Below are 20,994 nucleotides of genomic sequence, written 5' to 3'. Positions count from 1 at the left end.
AGTTTAACTGCCTTAAAAGTAGCAACTATAAAGCCAGTACCAAGGTAGTATAGAATAAATTTACAAAGACTAAGCAATTTACTGAAATATACCCTAGTCCATATCAGAAGCCCAACCTATAGTAGTACATTGGAGATATTAGGGCAATTAAGGCAGCGATGCCTACGGCGGGCTACGCCTACGCAATTAAACTAGACAACTACATTTTGGCTCATTTACTCACCCTTCTGCCTTTGGGTAAAGAACAATAGCATTGTCATAACGGGCTATTTGCTGTGGCGTGACGCTCTTTTAACAAACTTTCTGGTAATGACGGACGTAAACACAGATACACTAATGGCCCGAACAAGGGGAAAAGAGCAACTACCCAAAAAACACGTATATCCTTGATTCCTCAGCGTGCCATATCATAATCAAATAATGAACTAATTGGAAATATCAAGTACATCAGACAGAAATCGAGACTGATGAGGTGAACAAAAGGTTTATGAAAAAACTGCTGAATATAATCTTGCTATTTTAAGTAAAAAATAAAATTAGATTTTCTGTAATCAATTTTATAATTATTAATTTCTTAACCTTTTTAATTTAGCTGTTTAAATTAAGATACTTTCATGCCTCTTGAGCAAGAATCATTTTAGATTGCTCTTCAACTTCACATATACAGCAGTTTTTTTTCAGATAAAGGATAAAACTATGGATTTTGAGGCAGTTCTTGCTGAAGGTAGGAGGTAAAAGTTATTACAATTGCTCCAAATGGCAAAAAACTCCTGACAGATATTTCGGCAGATATAGTGTGAGTATATAGGACTAATGTTTGATTTCTGAAAAAGCTCGGTACAAATTAAAAGCCTAATTCCCTATTCCCTACTCCCTACTCCCCACTCCCCGCCCACGGAGATAATTTCAAAAATCAAATACGATTCCTATACCTCTTAACATAGTCATATAGGAATATGCTTTACCGCTCTAACATCAGCAATTAGATAGTTTAAAAGACCGTTTTAAATGATTTAATATTATTACAGGATTTGGATTTAATTGCAAATCTATTCTCACGAGAGTACTTAGTCGTTTTTGTAAGTCTAACTAGTAATTAAAAATCATGCAAAATACATTAGTTGATAAAACCTTCCGCGATGACGAAGGTAACATTGTTATAGCTCAGATGCCAAATCTACCGCTTATTGTTTGGATAGTAACTAGTTTACTAACTCTAGTTTTTACAAGCGGCAAAATCAATACACTGTTAGACCTAGTAGCTTATGGTTCTTTGTTTACTTGGGCGTGGCTGGAATTATTCCAAGGCGTTAATTATTTTCGGAGAGCGCTAGGTCTTGTCGTACTTGTCGGTCTTATCGTTTTCAAACTTCAGTATTAATTAAGACTAAACAATTAAAGAAAATTACTTAGAGATTTTTGACGATAAGTTTCATGCTTGATTCGCATTGAGCAAAAGCGGTAGATAACATTGAAACGCAGCTAAAGTGTGTCGATTCTTCTGGTGTCTAGGTTTGCTAGGTAGCTACCCTGAAGGCTTCTAGCTAACAGAATCAATTTTATCTAAAATAAGCTTGACGTAGAAATGTAAACAAGATCTACCTATGTCAACATTATTTATAATTCATAATTTAAAGAGCGTCTGATATGCTGAATCCTCGTTCTTTAAGACTACGTTCATTAAAAATGAGCTTATGATTTGCTGTACCAATTATTTAGTCATACAGCTTACCAAGCGGTGATTTTAGCTCTTATGGCCAGCAGGCGATCGCCTGATAAATAATTGATTGTAGTAACTGGTAAAAAAATTATGATTACAAGCTAGATCATTACATCCTTTTATCATAAAAAGGCAGCTAATAATTGAGGAATTAAAGTTATTTAAATAATAGGCATAGCTAAAAAACCGGATTTTTAAGAGTACTGTAACCCTTACTAAGGTTGTGCTGGATAGATTTATTGGTAAGCTGAGATGGTAGCGAACTCCAATAACAGGCATGAATTACGTAGGCGTAGCCCGTCGTAGACATCGCTACTTGAGCAGTTCAGCAGGCAGAATCTCATAGGGCGACAATGCAAAAACTCCTTTTTAATGATAGAGATAGATTTAGAGCGCAGGCTCTATTTCTTGGTAAAAAGATTAACTTACAGAACTTGGAGAATTACGTTTGCTTGGCGACTATGCCAGTAATAATTTCAGTCGGTGAACACGGCTGTGCGGTACTGCTGAACTATGGTGCAGTTGTCCTGTTTAACCTTGAGCCAGTGGAAAAGGCAGCCTTCTTGACCAAACTATCCTCTCAAGTTAGTGGCTCTTTTGCCAACCCAGAAACAGAAGAGGTAGAAATTCATCTCAACGTAGCAGAGAGTGAGCGAGTTAAAGAAGGAAAAATTTCGCTGCATGAATTTAGTGTAGAACGCTTGCAGATAGTGGCTGATATTCTCGCCAAGAGTGTTGTGCTGTCTCACTATGAAACCAGCCTAGCGGGTGTATTTGATCAAATTGAACCCTTTGCAGCTAGTCTCCAGCGTGAAAACAGGAGTAGACGCCAGAGCCGGGAATTACTGCGTCAACTTGGGACTACTTTATTAGTTCAACATAAGATTGTTGGTCAAGTAGAAATTATTGATAAGCCTGAATTACTCTGGGAATCTCCACAGCTAGAAAACTTATATCTGCGCTTGGAGGATGAATACGAAATCCGTGAACGTCACCATGCTCTAGAACGCAAACTAGATTTAATTTCCCAAACTGCACAAACGGTGCTGGAATTCATGCAGCATAGCAGTAGCCAGCGAGTAGAGTGGTATGTGGTAATTCTAATTGTAGTAGAGATTCTTTTGTCACTATACGACATCATTTTCAAAGGCTAACGCTAAATTTGGAAAGCGTAAACCTATTGGACTAACTGAAAACTGCTATATTCTATCAGACGATTTATAATCATCTGGGCTAGGTGCAAAATGTTAATTAAAAACATTCTTCCCTACGAACGTGATAGAAAATACTTGTATGATTTATGATTTTTGACTCATAGTGTAAGGATTACAGATAATGCACGTTCTCAAAAAACCCATCAAACCAGCCACCTATATATCGTTCCTCCATATTTACCAAACTACTTGGGGAACTGCTGGTGATATTTGTTTAATCCGTGAATCTGTAGCTAATGAAAGTACAGCAAAGTTTATCGGTCACAAAATCCAACTAGCAATTCCAAGAGGTTTGGAGCGCGATCGCATCGCCAATTGTCCGATAATCAAAGTTGCAGGTAATGTCGGTGACGGACATCCTAAAGAGCATCCGTTGGAATGGGAGACTTATGAAGGTGTAGATCCTGAAATAGCTCTAGCGGCTCTCAAACCTTGGGGCTTCAAGTTAATTGAACTTTAGCGAGTTGAGCTTCTCAACTCTCTTTCATTCTTCTGCTAAAGTTACTTTTTTCCAAAATCGCCCAATTTTCTCACCCGGCATTATCAGACATTGGCTCAAATGGGAAAATTTATCTCAAGCAAAATTTCCCATTTTTGCCGTAATATCAAGCCAATTGTTTTACTCTAACCGGATATTTTGAAATTATTGTAGTATTTAAGACTTACGCACTGTATAAATGCATCTTGATGTAAATTAACGGTCTTGAGGAAGTTTTCAGGCTTTTCTTAATTATCTTGCGATGCCTACGGCGGTAAACTACAGAAATAGGCAATGCTGTGCCCCTACAAAAGATATAGTTCTTAACTTCCGCATATTTGCGGGATTTATTATCAACGCAAAAGTCCTAAGCCCAATCAAACCTCACCTTGTTTTTGCTATGCAAAACCTGTCCTTCTCCTTATCAAGCACAGGGATGTCCGTCAGGACAGGGTGAGGTTTTAAAGGACTATGACTTAAGGCGAAACGCTCTGAAGTACGAGATACGGAGATGTCGCACCTGTCACTCAAAGGTTTGCAGTTAGCCACTCGTATAAATAGGTAAAAGGATTAACCACGACCCCAATCGCGATCGCGTTCTTGATAGCGACGGTTATTATCACGAATGTTACGAAGGTTATTATCGCGCTCATAGCGGTGATTACGATCGCGCTCATAGCGATAGTTATTGTCGCGCTCATAGCGGTGATTACGATCGCGCTCATAGCGATAGTTATTGTCGCGTTCATAGCGGTGATTGCGATCGCGCTCATAGCGATAGTTATTGTCACGCTCATAGCGGTGATTGCGATCGCGCTCATAGCGATAGTTATTGTCACGAATGTTGCGAAGGTCATTCTGACGCTCATAATCACCATTTCTGTGGTGACGACTATAACGTTCGTAGTTCCGATCATCGTTGCGTTGATAGCCGTAGCTATCTAACTCAGCAAGATAAGACGCTGGTGTATTAGCATCAGCTTTTGGAGAAATAGCCAAAGCTGATGCAGATGCTATCAAGCCTGCGAGCAAAATAGAGGTAAAGCGGTTCATGATGTAAGTCAAAATTGTTGACAGTAATTTATGCAAGTCCAGTCTGTTTAGGAAGAGCAGATTCCACAAGTCTTTTAATCAATCCTATCAGTGTTGAGTAACTCGAAAAGTTTTCTTGGATGTGGTGATTGAGAATAGTTTTGTTGTCTGTGATACTTTTTGATCTTCCAGATTTATCTCCGTTAATGAGTCTTTCATTCAAATCCATCAATGAGTCCTTGATATTAAATACGTTACGTAAGCGTACTCTTCGGGAAGCAAGCTACGCGTAGCGTCTGTCTGCGACACGCTGCGCGAACGTAGAAAAGCTCATCGTAGACATTGCATCTTCACCAAAACCTACCAGCTAGGCGATAGTCTAATCTACTAGACAAAACGCACACCAATTATAATTAGTGTGCGTCTGCGGTTAGATTTTAGAAATTCTCGAACTTAGCGATCGCATCCTTCATCTTATCCACCACCTCATCGACAGGGATAACTCCCAATTCTCCAGAAGCGCGGGTACGGATACTCAAGGTGTTGGTTTCTACTTCTTTAGCTCCCACCACTGCCATCACGGGTATTTTTTCTTTCTCTGCATTGCGAATCTGTTTACCTAAGCGATCGCCACTGGTATCTACTTCTGCACGGATTCCTAATGCACGCATCTTCGCCACCACATCTTTAGCAAAGTCTAGCTGTGTATCACCTACTGGCAGTAATCTAGCTTGCACTGGCGCTAACCACAGAGGGAAATCGCCCGCATATTCTTCAATTAAGATCCCAATTAGTCGTTCTAGCGAACCAAAAGGCGCACGGTGAATCATCACTGGACGTTTGCGAACACCATCTTCGGCGACGTATTCCAAATCAAAGCGTTCTGGCAAGTTGTAATCTACCTGCACAGTTCCTAATTGCCACTCCCGTTCTAGGGCATCACTAAAGATAAAGTCGAGTTTGGGGCCATAAAATGCCGCTTCTCCAATACCTTCAAAGTGATCCATTCCCAAGGTTTCAACTGCACGGCGAATTGCACCTTCGGCTTTGTCCCAAACTTCATCTGAACCGATGTACTTATCACTAGCTGGATCGCGGAAACTGAGTCTAGCTTTAAAGTTCTTCAGTTGCAGCTTATTGAACACCGACAAAATCAAATCCACCACACTGAGGAATTCACTATCTAGCTGTTCTGGGGTGACGAACAGGTGAGAATCATCTACAGTAAAACCGCGCACCCGTGTTAAACCACCCAATTCTCCTGATTGTTCGTAGCGGTAAACAGTACCAAATTCCGCCAAGCGCATCGGTAGTTCTCGATAAGAGCGTAACTCACTCTTATATATTTGGATGTGGAAGGGGCAGTTCATCGGCTTCATGACGAAGCCCTGTTCCTGTGCAGCAGCTTCGGAATCATCTGCCATTAAAGGGAACATATCTTCTTTATATTTCTGCCAGTGTCCAGAGGTTTTAAATAAGTCTACTCTGGCAATGTGAGGCGTTACTACAGATAAATAACCCCGTTTTAACTGTTCTTGCTTGAGGAAATCTTCTAAAGTACTCCGTAACAGAGTGCCTTTGGGTGTCCACAAAGGTAAACCCGGCCCCACTAAATCAGAAAATACAAATAATCCCAGTTCCTTACCCAGTTTCCGGTGATCTCGCCGCAGTGCTTCTTCTTTACGTCGCTTATATTCAGCGAGTTGTTCTGGGCTTTCCCAAGCGGTAGCGTAGATGCGTTGTAATTGAGCTTTAGTTTCATCCCCACGCCAATAAGCACCAGCAACGCTTTCTAGTTCAATTGCCTTGGGGTTTAATTCACTGGTATTTTCCAGATGAGGCCCAGCACACAAATCCCACCATTCATTCCCCAGGTGGTAAATCGTGATAGGTTCCTCTTTGATATCTGCCAGGATTTCTAGCTTGTAAGGTTCGTTAATTCCCTGAATCCGGCGTTGGGCTTCTTCGCGGCTGACTTCTTCTCGAATAACCGCCAACTTGCGATTAATAATCTTCGCCATCTCTTTCTTGATGGCTTTGAGATCATTTTCGCTAAATGGTTCTGGATTGTCGAAGTCGTAGTAAAAACCGTTTTCAATCCAAGGGCCGATTGTAACTTGCGCCTTGGGAAACAGCTTTTGTACTGCCATTGCCATAACATGGGAAGCAGTGTGGCGAATCTTCTTTAAGTTTTCTGATTCGCTGGTACGCGGTAAATAAATTTTTTCAACTTGTTCTGACTGATTTGATGAATTTGGCGACATTGGCTGCTGAACCATTGACGAAGTGATTACAAAAGGTGATTTATCTGAATCTGTAGGCTTATTCAACTATAACGACTTTGATTTTTGCTTTTTTCACCTTTATCTTCTAACTACTGGCTTAATTTGTGATAGGGGAGAAAGATAAATTTTTCATCGGTTCGCTGAGTATCAAATTCAGGATTCCATGCGTAGGCGTAGCCCGTCGTAGACATCGCTAAATTATCTTTAGAAAAGCAACTTGCTGTCAGCTATACCTATAGACGCCTCTCCAAAGGCACTGTACAAACCCAATAGCAAGACTATATAATAATTTATGTATTGTTTGTTACAAAATTCCACATCCGCAAATTATGAGAAAATTAAAAAAGATATTAAGAAACGTAAATAACGTTAATATTAGTAAGAAAGTTTGAAATATTCTTCTCATTTATGTCAGACTCAAATTTACCAGGGACTAATTTGCTAGGAACGGTTTTAGAACCCCTGCTGGAAGATTTTCAGCATTGGTTTACGCGATCGCGTCATTTACTCGAAACCGAACAACTATCATTTATGAGTCATCAAGAGCAATCTGACTTGCTTTTGCGGGTTAAGCAAGCGCAAGATGAACTAAATACGGCGAAGATGCTGTTTTCAGCTACTGATAAACAAGTTGGAATTGATATGGCAACGTTAATGCCTTGGCATCAATTAGTAACAGAATGCTGGAATGTTGCAATGCGCTTTCGCCAAACGCGTGAAGCCTAAGCAACAAATGGGAGCATCTGTTAAATTTTGGCAGCCTACTTAACGATATATAACAACAACCCTCTTTGCGTCTACACAAAACGGTAAATCAGCCGTTAAAGAAATAGTAAATAGCTCTTAACACTTTCTTAACATTTTTTGGATTAACAAAGCAATGTATCCTATGCTACCGTAAGTGGAATAACGGTTGACAAATAGCTTCATATAAATGTAATCGCACAAAAAGTGTGTCAAATACTCATCTTAACTATGAGTTACAGTGTCGGCGAAACAAAGCGTTACAAAATCAAAATAAACTTTTAAAAATTGTTGTTCTGGAGGAAAATCTAATGTTACACCTGCTTTACATTCTTGCTTTTACAATCCTTGCATTTATAGCTGTTGGCAACTTAATTCGTAACTTGATCATGTTCAGTTTTGATCGGGAGCGAACTTACCCGACAAATTCCTCGCCAATAAATAATCAAGGCAACTATGGTTATTATTCATCAAGAAAACAATTTGTACCCCATCCAGAATTATTAGATAGCGCTGGTAAGTTAATTAAAGAGCCACTTTTGGTAATGCGTTCGATTAACGTTGAAGATGCGCGTCAACATCTCGATGCACTTTACGAAGCATCCCCAGGACATAAAAGAGATAATTCTGAGGAAGCGTAACGTAGAGACGCGATTAATCGCGTCTGTTAGCAGTTTGGGTGTAAATTATTGTTGTTTTACATCCTTAACCGTTCTTATACCAGAAATTTTTTACCATCCTTGAACTTGAGGCGATCGCATTGCTAGGCTGGTAATTTAACATTATGTTGTTCACCTGGTACAGGTTGAGCCTGAAAAGGCATGGTGTGAGTGATGAGATAATTTGTGAAGCACTCAGCGACGAAGCGACGCAGCAACAGTTAGTAACCGCAGCATTCCTCTGTTATAAATAACGGGAATTATCTGTTTATCTTCGAGGTTACTAGCATATAATAACCTGTAATCTATTATTTAAAAATTTATTGACCAGATTTTAGTTCATAGTAGATGGCCCACCAGTATCACAACAGGCTCGTAAGCGTGGTAAGGGCAATCGGCTTGAAGATTGGAAAAAGACAGTACTACAAGAGGCTAAAAAATACTGGTCTTCGGAACAAAAAATAGCTACTGGGTGGGTTATGCTCCAGATAACCTATTTCTATGATTCCGATATAAATGGATGTAGACAATATAGTGAAGCCTATTCAAGATGCAATTAAAGGATTAGCCTATGTCGATGATAATCAAGTAAGCGATCTCCTAGTTAGAAAGAGGAATTTGTCAAGTAACTTTAGAATAGAAAACATGACCTCGACATTGGCAGGGGGTTTTTCTCGTGGCAATGAATTCTTATATATTGTCGTAATTGATGCTCCTAACCAGGAGGTAATTATTTAATGGAAACTCCAACCGCAAACTTAGAAAGAGAGCGATTGCTGAAACTAGCAGAGGAGTATCGGGAAAAGGGTTACGAAGTTTTTTTTCATCCAAATCCAGAAGACTTGCCTAATTTTCTTAATCACTATCGCCCCGACATGATAGTACGTCGGGGAGAAGAAAATGTAGTTATTGAAGTCAAGTCACGCTCTTCACTTAACTCTTATTCTAATCAATATTTAGGTAATTTAGCTCAAGCGGTAGAAAAGCATCCTGGTTGGAGATTTGAATTAGTAATGATCAACTCGGAGGATATAACGTATTCTCCCAAAGCAGAGACTTCTCTTCAAGAGCGTGAAATAGAATCACAGTTGCAACTAGTAAAGCAACTTACAACGCAACATCCAGAATTAGCTCTCCTATATTCCTGGTCATTAGTAGAAGCAACTTTGAGACTTCTTGCCCAAAAGGAAGAGCTAAGTTTAAAAAAATTTGATCCGCCCTACTTAGTAAATCAATTAGTAACTGAAGGTGTAATTTCAAAATCCGAGTATCAGTTACTAATGAATGCACTCCCATTACGTAATTCTATTGCTCATGGTTTCAAAACTACACAAATTACGCAAAATTATGTATATGAATTGATCGAGCTTATAGAGCAGCTTTTAAAAACTCTGCACACTGGCGATGAAGCAGACTAATACTGCGTTGGTTGGAGTAGATAGTAAAACTAATACCAATTCGCAATGGGCTTTGCCCCGCACGCTAACGTAATGACGCTCGTTCCTCTCTACGAGACGCTACGCGAACGCTGCGCTAACGCAATTTGCAATTAAAAAATTTAGATGCAGCAAGGCTTTCAGAGTTTACATCTGTATAAAATTTTTCGTGAAATGGTATAAGCAGCGTAGGTGCTGAATTTCAAGTCATATTACCAAGCATAAAATAGGGAATAGGGAATTCCCTACTCCCTAGTACAGACACGATTAATCGCGTCTTTGCCTACTCCCTTCCTAAGCTTCAATAACTACCCGCAAATTACCGCGTTTTTTCGCAACCCGACAAGCCGTCGTAGTCCCAGAACGCTCGAATTCTAAATCGAGGATGGTAGGGCCGACTCGCAAATTATGAAATGACAGGCGATTAATCGATTCTGGCAAAGCAGGGTCGATTATTCGCAAGCAGTTATTTTGAGCATCAGGCACCAAGTTAACCATCATTTGCAGTAGTTGGAAAACACTGCCAGTAGCCCAAGCTTGGGGAGTACAGGCAACTGGATACTGTACAGGGGCATTATCACCGTTCCGTTCATAGCCGCAGAAGAGTTCTGGAGGACGTTGATAAGGCTGCTGACTCGTCATGTCAAATAAACCTTGGAAAATTTCTAAAGCTTGATCGATAAGACCGAGCGATCGCAATCCCATTGCAATCAAAGCGTTATCATGGGGCCAAACAGAACCAGTGTGATAACCCATTGGATTGTAAGCGGGTGACAAACTACTTAGAGTCCGAATGCCCCAACCATTAAACATATCTGGCGCTCGCAACCGTTCTGCGACACTATAGGCTCTTTCGTGGTTGAAAAGGCCCAATTGCAGACAATGACCAGGATTTGAGGTAATACTGTCTACTGGCTTGCCATTTCCATCCAAAGCTAAAGCACAGAAATCTAAATCTTCTACCCAAAAATCTCGATTAAAACGAATCTTAAGATTTCTGGCCTCTTCTTGCCAACGATCTGCCAAATCAAGCCGCTTTTTCATCCTAGCGATTTCTGCTAGACGCATTTTTGCAGCATAGACATAAGCTTGTACTTCACACAAGGCAATTGGGCCGTTAGCTAATTCTCCCTTATGATTTACGATACAGTCATCAGAATCTTTCCAACCTTGGTTAGGAAGACCACGTTTGGATTTACGGAAGTAACTGAGGTAGCTGGTTTCTTTTGTATTGCGATCAATCCACTCCATTGCTGCTAGAGCATTCGGCCAAAGTTGCTCTAAAAGTTCGTGATCGTAAGTCCAAGAATAATGTTCGGCATACAGCATCAGCCACAGGGGAGTGGCATCAACTGTACCGTAGTAAGGTGTATGGGGAATTTCTTGACAACGAGCCATTTCTCCCAAACGTAACTCGTGCAAAATCTTACCCGGTTCTTCTTCGCGCCATTCGTCCTCGACTTTACCTTGGTATGCCGCAAGCAATATCAAGGTTTCTTTGGCAATTTCTGAGTTTAACATTAAGGCTTGAGAAGCTGTAATTAACGAATCCCGCCCAAATAGTGTTGAAAACCACGGCACTCCAGCCGAAACTGTCTTATGCTTGCCAAAAGACTGACGCAACAAATACATATCTTGCTCGGCCCGTTCAATCACTCGATTGAAAATGCTTTTATCTGAGCTAATGCGTGTAATTTGCTGTAGCCAGTGTTGCTCCTCCATCAACTCAGCAGCTTTCGCCTGTCCTAAGGTGAAGGCGGCGCTGACGGTTGAACTAGACTGGTTGTTTTTCAACATGCTCACCCGGTAGCCCAATTTTTGAGTTTCGTGAGAAGCCAACTCTAGCTGCCAAACCGCAGTGTAACCCTTGAAATAGTTTGGTTGGCGATGCTGAAATAAAATACGGGATTCCATTACTGAGCCATCCAAACCTTGATAGGCGAGTGTTAAGGATTCTTCCCTAAAAGTTGGTGGCTCTTTGGGTATAGGGGAAACACCATCGGCTAGAGAGATTCCTTCTTCAGCCGTCGGTTCTACTAGACGTAAAAGCCTACCTCGTTTTTCTCTGTCATAGCCCCGGACTTCAAATAAATCAACAAAATCCGCATCAAAGCTGATGGTTAGTTCAAAATTGACAGTAGTTGTGCTGTAGTTAGATACTTCTATTTCTTCAAATAGTGCGCCATTGAGAACCATTTCCCGGCGAATTCCTACAGTTTCGGCTCTAAGCCGTTCGTCGATTCTGGGATTGGTACACAAAGCTGAGAGCGAAAACCCTTTTTCGGCAGTACTACTGAGAAGTACAGGCGATCGCCCTTCAATTTGCAACTCCAAACGATTGAGAAATCTTGTATCACAGCAAAACAATCCCAGGCTGGGATTGCCATCATTAAGGGAACAGCCAGAAATGTTCCCAACAGTATCCGTCACAAAAAATAAATCATCGTCTTTAACCGTCAGTGTCGGTTGTGGTCTTTCACTCACAACACAAGGCCACTCCGGGATAGGTAATTGTTCAGCAGGAATAAAAGTTTTTCCATCCAGGAAAATTTTTTCCGGGGTGATTAGCGTATCCGGTGTCATTAGCCAAAGTTCCGTGTACAGGTCTATATTTTTGTGGTCTTCTGAGTAAAGATTGCTGACCCTCACAACTTTCAAAAAAAAGACGCTTTCTAAAACTTGCTTGAGCCATTGAAGCCAAAATAACACTTAACTACTGCTGACAACATAGTAGCGCTCAAACCCGTATAAGCAGATATTTATAAACTTATTTATAACTTTCAATTGACACTCTCCGCACTTATAGGGCGGAAATTATTTGTTTTATCCTAATTATACGATTTTGTTTTAAAGATCCATAATATTTGATTAGACTAATTTATGATAATTCATTAATTGATTAATTTTAATCAATAATTATTGATTAAATTATGTGAATGTAGCAGTAATGATTTTTGGATAAGAAAATTTATTTAGTAGGCATAAATCAACGTAGGCAAAAGGCGATGTCTACAATGGGCTACTTGCCTATATGTGGACTATCAATAAAGAATCAATGTCCAATAAATATAAGGTATAAAAAAACACATTAGGCAATAAATTTGTTACTTAATATTTAAAAATTTTGGTTGTACAAGCATATTTTAAACTTGGTCGAGAATGTATATTGGGCGTAGTAGGTTGCCAATCAACAAATCAAGTTGTATGTATGCACTCTTAATTGGTAACAAAGTGTTACGCCTGCTTTGGCAGAAAGTGCTTAAGCGCGTTCTTTACATATTGCAACTCTCTATTTAACTTGAGAGTCCCTTGGAATTTGTACAATGCAGCTGTGACTTTTGATCTTGTCGAGGTTGAGCGTTTAACAATAATTCATGAGCATTTCTACTTCTGTGCTGAGTGATTTGCTAAAGTCCCTAGCATACTTGCGGCCCCAGCTATATTTTAAGGCTTCACTAACGGCGCTCTCCCATGCGATGGAAGATCAAGTTTTGGCTGCGACTTTAGCACAACCCCTTGTAATTGCTAGTTTCCAGCGAGAGCGATTCTACCGCCAAGAAGCTCATCGCTATCAGCGACTTGCCTTGCGGAGTAACCAAATATACGTATTATCTGCTCCGGAAACGGATTTCGTTAACAGTTCAGAATACTATGAAAAAATAGCTTTTGAGCCAACGGATGGCTTAAGCCATGAGTGGCATTTGGTAGTGATTGCTGACAATTATGCTACTTGTCTGGTTTGCCGAGAAAGCCTTGGTTCTATTGCTAAAAATAAGCAACTACCAGAACTAAGCCCTAATCTGGATATAGACGCAGCGCGAAGATTTGAGGGAGTTTGGACATCGGAAAGAGGAGTCAGTCTCAAAGCAGCTGAATTGCTGTTAGACAGGATTTTGGTTTACAGACCAGAACTGGCAAGTAAAATTGAGGAGGCACGTCAGAGGTTTGGTATAGGAGAGCCGCGAAGCCACTTTGGAGCAGAACAGATCAATGAATATGCTTGTGACATCGATACAGATCCCTTTGTGCAGCGTTTAGTAACTTACTTGCAAGCTAGTCAGTACAAATTGCACAAAGCCTACCGTTCCATTGCTGCCCAAGCACGAAAAGAACGATTAGTCAACTCAATTAGTACAGCCATTCGGCGATCGCTCGACCCTCACGAAGTTCTCCAGGTGGCGGCACAAGAATTAGGACAACACCTAGAAGCTTGTCGCTGTCTAATTTACCGCGCTCAAGCCACAGATAGCCAAGCCATAATTGAACACGAGTTTTTAACTCCTGGTATTTTATCTGTTCGTGGGCAAACCTGGGAATTAGAGAAAAATTCTTTATTTCGGGGCATAGTAGAACTTGGCGAAGGGATTTGTGTAAGTGATACACTGAGTGACCCTCGCGTTACTAATTCACCAGCACTTTCCACGATCGCCAAAAAGTTTGCCATTCGTTCTTGGCTGATGGAACCAGTATTCTATCAGGGGCGATTATTGGGCATTGTGGAGTTACATTATTGCCGAATGCCACCGCACGAGTGCCAACCTGGGGAATTGGATTTGGTAAAAGCGATCGCCACCCAAGTGGGAGCAGCTCTCATCCAAGCGGAAGCTTATGCCAACCTAGAAGAACTTAACCAGCAGCTAGAAGCCCTAGACCGCACCCGCAGTAACCTCATAGCCATCACCGGGCATGAACTGCGTACCCCACTATCCACCATTCAAGTCTGCCTGGAAAGCCTTGCTAGTGAGCCTGATATGCCTTTGGAATTGCAGCAAATCATGCTCAACACAGCTCTTTCCGACTCAGAACGGATGCGAAAACTGGTACAAGATTTCCTTACACTTTCCAACTTGGAAAGCGGCCGGGTGGAATGGCATCCAGAATCCTTGACTTTACAAGAGTGTATAGATTTATCACTTAGCCGCAATCGCACGCGTTCCTCAACGGAAAAGCCGCCGAAAATCAAGACTGAAATTGCCGAAAATCTACCTTTGGTTAGAGCAGACGGTGATTGGCTGGTAGAAGTATTGGCAAAACTCATAGATAACGCTTGTAAATTTACACCATCCCAAGGAGAAATCACTATTAAAGCGATTTACAACAGCCATCAAAAGGTTGAGGTGACTGTAGCAGACACTGGACGCGGCATTGAACCAAATCGTTTAGAAGTAGTTTTTGACCGCTTCTATCAAGAAGAGGGAGCGTTGCGCCGCACCACTGGCGGTACTGGACTTGGTTTAGCAATTTGTCGTCAAATTGTTAATGGCTGGGGTGGAGAAATTTGGGCAGAGTCAACAGGCAAAGACCAGGGTAGTCAGTTTCACTTCACCATACCAATTGTTCAGAGTAGCAAAGAAGAAAAGCGGACAAAAGTCAAGAGTAAATAGTCATGGGCATGGGGCATTGGTTTTTAACAAATGACAAAGAACAAAGGACAAATGACTAAAAACTGTTACAGTCTATAACGCGATCGCAATATGATCCTGGTTGCGGTGTTAGGATTCCCTAAAAACGTTGAGAGAATCACTTATGGCAGAAACACTCTCTGGACAAACCCCGCTATACGGTGGCAGCACCGGCGGCTTGCTCACAAAAGCAGACCTAGAAGAAAAGTACGCTATTACTTGGACTAGCCCGAAAGAGCAAGTTTTTGAATTGCCTACAGGTGGTGCTGCTGTTATGCGGAAAGGTGAAAACCTGCTGTATATAGCTCGTAAAGAATATGGAATCTTTTTGGGCGGTCAGCAACTCCGGAAACTCAAAATCACAGATTACAAAATTTACCGGGTTTTACCCAACGGAGAAACCACTTTACTTCATCCAGCTGATGGTGTCTTCCCTGAAAAGGTTAACCCAGGTCGTGACAAAGTGCGTTATGTAGATCGTCGTATCGGACAAAACCCCAGCCCCTCTAAAGTTAAGTTTAGCGGTGTTACTACCTACGACGCTCCGTAATTAGCTATTAGTAGCTAATGGGTAATTAGTAATGGGTAATTGGTAACTAAAAACCCATTACCCATTACCAATTACCAATTACTTTTGAAAAATAATGATGTTTCCGGATTTCTCCCAGTTTTCCACCCTAGCGCAACAAGGCAACTTTGTCCCGGTATATCAAGAATGGGTGGCAGACCTAGATACGCCTGTATCTGCTTGGTATAAAGTATGTGCAGGTCAACCCTATAGCTTTTTGTTAGAATCCATCGAAGGTGGGGAAAAACTGGGACGCTATAGTTTAGTGGGTTGCGATCCTTTGTGGGTTTTGGAAGCAAGAGGCGATCGCACAATTCAGAAAAACCGTGATGGTTCACAGGTCGTTTTTCCAGGCGACCCTTTTACAGCTTTAGCCGAATGTCTAGCACCTTTTCACCCAGTCAAGTTACCACAGCTACCGCCAGGAATTGGCGGTTTGTTTGGGTTTTGGGGCTATGAATTAATTCGCTGGATTGAGCCGCGTGTGCCAATTCACCCACCAGATGAGCGAAATATCCCTGATGGATTGTGGATGCAGGTAGACCACCTATTGATTTTTGACCAAGTAAAACGGAAAATTTGGGCGATCGCTTATGCTGATTTACGTGATGAGAAAGTAGATTTCAAAGCAGCATATCAACAAGCGTGCGATCGTGTTACCCAAATGCTGGAAAAGCTATCTCTACCTCTATCGCCAGAAAAAACTCGATTGGAATGGAAACCGCCAGGAAGCAGGGGAGCAGAAGAGCAAGGGAGCAAAGCAGCAGAGGAGTACAATAGTAATTTCACCCGCCCTGATTTTTGTGCCAGCGTCCAAAAGGCCAAAGACTACATCAAAGCAGGCGATATCTTCCAAGTAGTAATTTCCCAGCGACTATCAACAGCATACACAGGCGACCCCTTTGCCCTTTATCGCTCCCTACGTCAGATAAATCCTTCGCCTTACATGGCGTACTTTAACTTCCAAAATTGGCAAATCATTGGTTCGAGTCCCGAAGTGATGGTGAAAGCCGAAACCGATTCAGATGGTGGAGTCATAGCAACAGTACGCCCAATTGCCGGGACGCGTCCACGGGGTAAAACTACCCAAGAAGATGCGGCTTTTGCAAAGGATTTACTCGAAGATCCCAAAGAAGTTGCCGAACATGTGATGCTTGTAGATTTAGGGCGAAATGATTTGGGACGCGTTTGTGAAAATGGTAGCGTCAAAGTTGATGAATTAATGGTAGTTGAGCGCTACTCCCATGTAATGCACATAGTCAGCAATGTTGTGGGAAAATTAGCACTTGGTAAAACAGCATGGGATTTATTGAAAGCTTGCTTCCCAGCAGGTACGGTAAGCGGCGCACCCAAGATTCGGGCAATGGAAATTATCCACGAGTTAGAGTCTAGCCGTCGGGGTGTTTATTCCGGTGTGTATGGATATTACGATTTTGAAGGACAATTAAATACTGCGATCGCAATTCGCACAATGGTAGTACATGATAATACGGTAAGCGTGCAAGCCGGTGCAGGTTTGGTGGCTGATTCTGAGCCAGAAAAAGAATACGAAGAGACGCTAAATAAAGCTAGAGGTCTATTAGAGGCGATTCGTTGTTTGCAAGTTTAAACTATGGAAAAATCCAAAATCCAAAATCGCTCGACTGAGCGAAGTCGAAGTCCAAAATCCAAAATTGATTGACTCTGTGCTTACTCAGTTACCAACTATCAACGCTCTGAAACAACCCACTAGCTCTGCTTGGGTTGAACAAGCGATCGCTAATTTAGACATCATCTTACTCGACCACTCGCACTGTGAACGCAAAGCAGCAGGCGTAGCCTTGAACATGATGTTTCGCTACCCTTCTAATACTAAAATGGTTCGGGAACTAACTGCGATTGCCCGTGAAGAACTAGAACACTTTGAGCTAGTTAACCAATGGTTAGAACGCCGGAATATTCCCTTAGCTCCCCTACCACCGCCTCCCTACGGTGCGGGTTTAAAAGCTGTTGTCCGCCCCAAAGAACCTGAGCGATTTCTGGATTCCTTACTAATCACTGGTTTAATAGAAGCTCGCTCTCACGAACGCCTGGGATTATTAGCTGCTCACTGTCCAGAGCCAGAGTTAGCAAAATTTTATCGTGGACTAATGGCATCCGAAGCGCGTCACTACGGTATATATTGGGTATTAGCTGCTACTTACTTCGATAAAGAAATTGTCATGCAACGGCTTGATGAATTAGCAATTGTCGAAAGTGAGTTGCTGGCGACTTTGCACCCAGAACCTAGAATTCACAGTTAGTAGACCAAGGTAACAGATATGAAGCTTCAGCTAACACACCTGAGACTGCTTGTCTCCAACTACAAAAATTCTTTTCTGTTCTACCGGGATCTGCTGAAATTTGATGTAGATTGGGGCGATGAAGATAGCGGATATGCTGAGTTTAATACCGGATATCTCAAGCTAGGTTTGTTCAAACAAGAATTAATGGCTCAAGTAGTTCCAAGAGTCGAACAGCCTTCTTATGTTGCCAATCGAGATAAAATTGTCTTGATTTTCGCAGTCGATAACGTGGATGAGGTCTATGAGCAGGTAAAAAATCAGAATGCGCTCGTTGTAACTCAACCACAAGATCGCCCCAGTTGGGGAATCCGCACAGCTCATTTTCGCGATCCTGATGGCAATCTCATCGAAATCTACAACAATCTAGGAATTGTCAGTTAACTCAACCTGAGTGATTTCCAAGAACTAAATTATCCGGGCTTTTCACCCGCTCCTAACAAAAGGCGGGTTTTCAGAATAATCCTACAAATTTTGGGCAATTTTAAGCGTGCCTTCCAGTTGCCTTAGTCATGAAAGCTAAAATAATGGACAATTACGGTTATAATCAGGCTCGCTTCCATTATTCAGGTTCACTATCTATGTAGATGCTGAATTTTTTTTCAGGATTATACTCAGAAAAACAAATACCAACAGTCTAGAAATTGCACCAGATTCAGGAATAGCTATTGCTGTTATTAACAATAGTCTTTTTTGGTCTTTTAAGTAAATTGTATTATTTAGATTTCAACTAATCCAGATATCCTCTGGTTATTTTTTGTTCTGAATAATATAGCAAACTTAATATAATTTATAAAAAGCTTTATTTTATTTTTACCTTTAAAAGGGTGCAATTAAAAGAACAAAGTCTGCGATCGCAGGATTGGTTTATATAGCCACAGGCTTTAGATATTAGGCTTATATAAACCTTGTAAACATGAATTTGGCTTGTTTTGAGCAAATTATATATAAAAAATTCATCTTTTATTAACTAACCCTAAATTAAATAAAGCATTACCCAAATTTAATCAAAATAAAATATTTTTTCTTCAAGCATTATTTGTAAGTAACCAAACCATCCTCATGACATTTTCAAGACGTAAATTCTTTGCAATAGCAGGTACAACTGCTGTAGGCACTTTGATGGTGTCTCCTTTAGAAGGTCTTCTTGCCAGAAAAGCCTTTGGTAAAAAACTTGGTAGAGGATATGGGGAACTTTTTCCAGGTGCTGATGGAATTTTAGAAGTACCAAGAGGATTTCAGTATCGAGTTATATCTCGTACAGGCACTCCCATGAGCGATGGCAACCTAGAGCCTAGTAATCATGATGGAATGGCAGCCTTTCCTGGCCCCCAAAACACAACAATCCTGATTCGCAATCACGAACTTAGTAATAGTAGTGGCACTCGTGTACCAGGAGTAGAAGTGCCGAATCCCTACGATCCTATATGCAGAGGTGGCACTACAACCCTGATTGTTGGGCCCAATCGCGAGTTGATCAAACAGTTTAGCTCTCTTGGTGGAACCATTCGTAACTGTGCGGGTGGCCGAACTCCTTGGGGTTCATGGATTAGCTGTGAAGAAGATACAACTAGACCGAGTGCAAGTAATGGAGTCAAAAAGTTACATGGTTATAACTTTGAGGTTCCAGCTAGCGCCACCTCTCCTGTAGACCCAGTGCCTCTCGTTGCTATGGGACGGTTTAATCATGAAGCTGTAGCTGTAGATCCCAAAACTGGATATGTCTATCAAACTGAAGATAGAGGAGATAGCCTCTTCTACCGCTTTATCCCAACAGTTCCTGGTCAGTTAAAAGAAGGAGGCATTCTTCAAGCTCTGAGAATCGTAGGTAGACCAAAAGTTAACACTAAGACCGGTTTCGTTGTAGGACAGAAGTTAGCTGTAGATTGGGTGAACATTCCTGACCCCAACCCAACAACTACAGATAATGTCAGAATGCAAGGCTTCAACTTAGGTGCAGCCCAGTTTAGCCGTGGGGAAGGCATCTATTATGACGACAACAATGGCAAAGGAGAATTTTACTTCACTGCTACAGATGGTGGCCCTGTAGGCGGTGGTCAGGTCTGGCGTTACATTCCGGGTGAAGAGAAAATCGAATTGTTTGTCGAGTCTGAATCTAAAAATGAACTCGACATGCCCGATAATATTGTCGTAGCACCTTTCGGCGATCTGATCCTCTGTGAGGACGGAGACGGTGACAATTTCTTGATAGGTGTTACTCCCAGTGGTGAAATCTACAAATTTGCGCGTAATGCCCTCGAAACTGGTGAGTTTGCTGGAGCCTGCTTCTCACCTGATGGTCGTACTTTGTTCGTTAACATTCAAACCCCTGGTATCACTTTAGCTATCTGGGGTCCTTGGAACAGTAATAGAGGCTAATATCAAGTCGTAACATCAATGTCAGCGCAGGCGTAACCCGCCGCATCGCTACTATATCGCTGAATTATCGTTGATAAGAAGACAAAGGGAGGGGAAGACAATTCCTCTCCTTTTATCTGTTTATTGACACCTTGAGAGTACCGCTTAAAATGGACTCTGCAAGAATCGCTATTTGCTGAGTAAATTGGGATATAGATGCGGAAAATTTTTCTGTGTAAACTTGACCAGCAAATGGTAATGAAAAACTATTATCAAGATTTTTTAATTCGTGATTGGGTGCAAAGCGATCGCACCAGAGCCGCTCAAGTCATCAGTTATGTATTATCAGAATACGGTCTGGGTTGGGAACCAAAGGGCGCTGACCGAGATGTGCTGCGAGTAGAGGAATATTATTTAGCAACTGGGGGAGAGTTTTGGGTAATTGAACACCAAAGCCAGCTAGTTGGTACTGGGGCATATTACCCTATACACCGAGGCAAAAAAGCTGTAGAAATCCGCAAAATGTATCTTTTGCCCAGCATCAGGGGTTTAGGATTAGGGAAATATTTGTTACAACAGCTAGAAGCAGCGATCGCAGAGCGTGGTTTTGAGCAAATTTGGATTGAAACCGCCAGCGTTTTAGTGGAAGCAGTCAAGCTATATGAAAGCAACGGCTACACTCCAGCAACAGGCGTAGAAACAACAAGATGCGATCGCGTGTACGTTAAATCATTGCTCAAAAACAAATGACCAATGACTAATGACAAAGGACAACCC

General features: G+C 41.5%; 17 protein-coding genes. 14 read left to right on the top strand and 3 right to left on the bottom strand.

Annotated features, from left to right (window positions below; genetic code table 11):
• Positions 1-1,105 precede the first annotated feature (1,105 nt).
• From RMZ43_RS17110 to RMZ43_RS17100, 3 genes are all read left to right on the top strand, one after another.
• Positions 1,106-1,381, top strand: coding sequence for a hypothetical protein (locus RMZ43_RS17110; RefSeq protein WP_322656053.1), 276 nt, complete (start codon positions 1,106-1,108; stop codon positions 1,379-1,381).
• Positions 1,382-2,073: 692 nt separating this feature from the next.
• The gene (locus RMZ43_RS17105) at positions 2,074-2,874 is read left to right on the top strand and encodes an RMD1 family protein (protein WP_322647236.1); all 801 of its coding nucleotides are present in this window, start codon (positions 2,074-2,076) and stop codon (positions 2,872-2,874) included.
• Between the two features lie 181 nt (positions 2,875-3,055).
• The gene (locus RMZ43_RS17100) at positions 3,056-3,394 is read left to right on the top strand and encodes a hypothetical protein (protein WP_322647235.1); all 339 of its coding nucleotides are present in this window, start codon (positions 3,056-3,058) and stop codon (positions 3,392-3,394) included.
• 588 nt (positions 3,395-3,982) lie between these two features.
• On the opposite strand, the gene RMZ43_RS17095 is transcribed toward RMZ43_RS17100, so the two are convergent.
• Positions 3,983-4,465 (bottom strand): hypothetical protein, encoded by a 483-nt coding sequence (locus tag RMZ43_RS17095; protein ID WP_322656052.1) that lies wholly within the window; start codon positions 4,463-4,465, stop codon positions 3,983-3,985.
• A 416-nt stretch (positions 4,466-4,881) separates the two neighbouring features.
• Entirely contained in the window at positions 4,882-6,723 is a 1,842-nt protein-coding gene (thrS, locus tag RMZ43_RS17090; RefSeq protein ID WP_322656125.1) for a threonine--tRNA ligase, read from the bottom strand.
• Between the two features lie 414 nt (positions 6,724-7,137).
• Here thrS and RMZ43_RS17085 point away from each other — a divergent pair, with 414 nt between their 5' ends.
• The 4 genes from RMZ43_RS17085 (at position 7,138) to RMZ43_RS17070 (ending at position 9,550) form a co-directional block, all read left to right on the top strand.
• Positions 7,138-7,455 carry a DUF2605 domain-containing protein gene (locus RMZ43_RS17085; protein WP_322647233.1) on the top strand — a complete coding sequence of 106 codons (318 nt, stop codon included), beginning with the start codon at positions 7,138-7,140 and terminating at the stop codon, positions 7,453-7,455.
• A 329-nt stretch (positions 7,456-7,784) separates the two neighbouring features.
• Positions 7,785-8,114 carry a DUF2973 domain-containing protein gene (locus RMZ43_RS17080; RefSeq protein ID WP_322647232.1) on the top strand — a complete coding sequence of 110 codons (330 nt, stop codon included), beginning with the start codon at positions 7,785-7,787 and terminating at the stop codon, positions 8,112-8,114.
• Between the two features lie 552 nt (positions 8,115-8,666).
• A complete protein-coding gene (locus RMZ43_RS17075) occupies positions 8,667-8,870 on the top strand; it encodes a hypothetical protein (RefSeq protein WP_322647230.1) in 204 nt (67 codons plus the stop codon).
• Positions 8,870-9,550 (top strand): hypothetical protein, encoded by a 681-nt coding sequence (locus RMZ43_RS17070; protein WP_322656050.1) that lies wholly within the window; start codon positions 8,870-8,872, stop codon positions 9,548-9,550. The genes RMZ43_RS17075 and RMZ43_RS17070 overlap by 1 nt, the downstream gene beginning before the upstream one ends.
• Positions 9,551-9,862: 312 nt before the next feature.
• On the opposite strand, the gene RMZ43_RS17065 is transcribed toward RMZ43_RS17070, so the two are convergent.
• A complete protein-coding gene (locus RMZ43_RS17065; protein ID WP_322647384.1) occupies positions 9,863-12,151 on the bottom strand; it encodes an amylo-alpha-1,6-glucosidase in 2,289 nt (762 codons plus the stop codon).
• Between the two features lie 791 nt (positions 12,152-12,942).
• Here RMZ43_RS17065 and RMZ43_RS17060 point away from each other — a divergent pair.
• The 7 genes from RMZ43_RS17060 (at position 12,943) to RMZ43_RS17030 (ending at position 20,967) form a co-directional block, all read left to right on the top strand.
• Entirely contained in the window at positions 12,943-14,952 is a 2,010-nt protein-coding gene (locus RMZ43_RS17060) for a DICT sensory domain-containing protein (protein WP_322647228.1), read from the top strand.
• A gap of 142 nt (positions 14,953-15,094) precedes the next feature.
• On the top strand, positions 15,095-15,520 hold the full coding sequence (locus RMZ43_RS17055) for a photosystem I reaction center subunit II PsaD (RefSeq protein ID WP_322656049.1): 426 nt from the start codon (positions 15,095-15,097) through the stop codon (positions 15,518-15,520).
• 94 nt (positions 15,521-15,614) lie between these two features.
• The gene (trpE, locus tag RMZ43_RS17050) at positions 15,615-17,147 is read left to right on the top strand and encodes an anthranilate synthase component I (RefSeq protein WP_322656048.1); all 1,533 of its coding nucleotides are present in this window, start codon (positions 15,615-15,617) and stop codon (positions 17,145-17,147) included.
• Positions 17,148-17,223: 76 nt separating this feature from the next.
• The gene (locus RMZ43_RS17045; protein WP_322656047.1) at positions 17,224-17,820 is read left to right on the top strand and encodes a tRNA-(ms[2]io[6]A)-hydroxylase; all 597 of its coding nucleotides are present in this window, start codon (positions 17,224-17,226) and stop codon (positions 17,818-17,820) included.
• An 18-nt stretch (positions 17,821-17,838) separates the two neighbouring features.
• A complete protein-coding gene (locus RMZ43_RS17040) occupies positions 17,839-18,243 on the top strand; it encodes a VOC family protein (protein ID WP_322656046.1) in 405 nt (134 codons plus the stop codon).
• 678 nt (positions 18,244-18,921) lie between these two features.
• Positions 18,922-20,238, top strand: a complete 1,317-nt coding sequence (locus RMZ43_RS17035; RefSeq protein WP_322656045.1) for an alkaline phosphatase PhoX — start codon at positions 18,922-18,924, stop codon at positions 20,236-20,238.
• Positions 20,239-20,475: 237 nt separating this feature from the next.
• Positions 20,476-20,967 (top strand): GNAT family N-acetyltransferase, encoded by a 492-nt coding sequence (locus RMZ43_RS17030; RefSeq protein WP_322647222.1) that lies wholly within the window; start codon positions 20,476-20,478, stop codon positions 20,965-20,967.
• Positions 20,968-20,994: the final 27 nt, after the last annotated feature.

Origin of the sequence: Nostoc sp. CmiVER01, assembly GCF_034531135.2 — a bacterium.
In the GTDB taxonomy this organism is placed as follows: domain Bacteria; phylum Cyanobacteriota; class Cyanobacteriia; order Cyanobacteriales; family Nostocaceae; genus Nostoc.
Note: the sequence above shows the minus strand (reverse complement) of the source record. Positions and strands in the feature narration are given on the sequence as shown.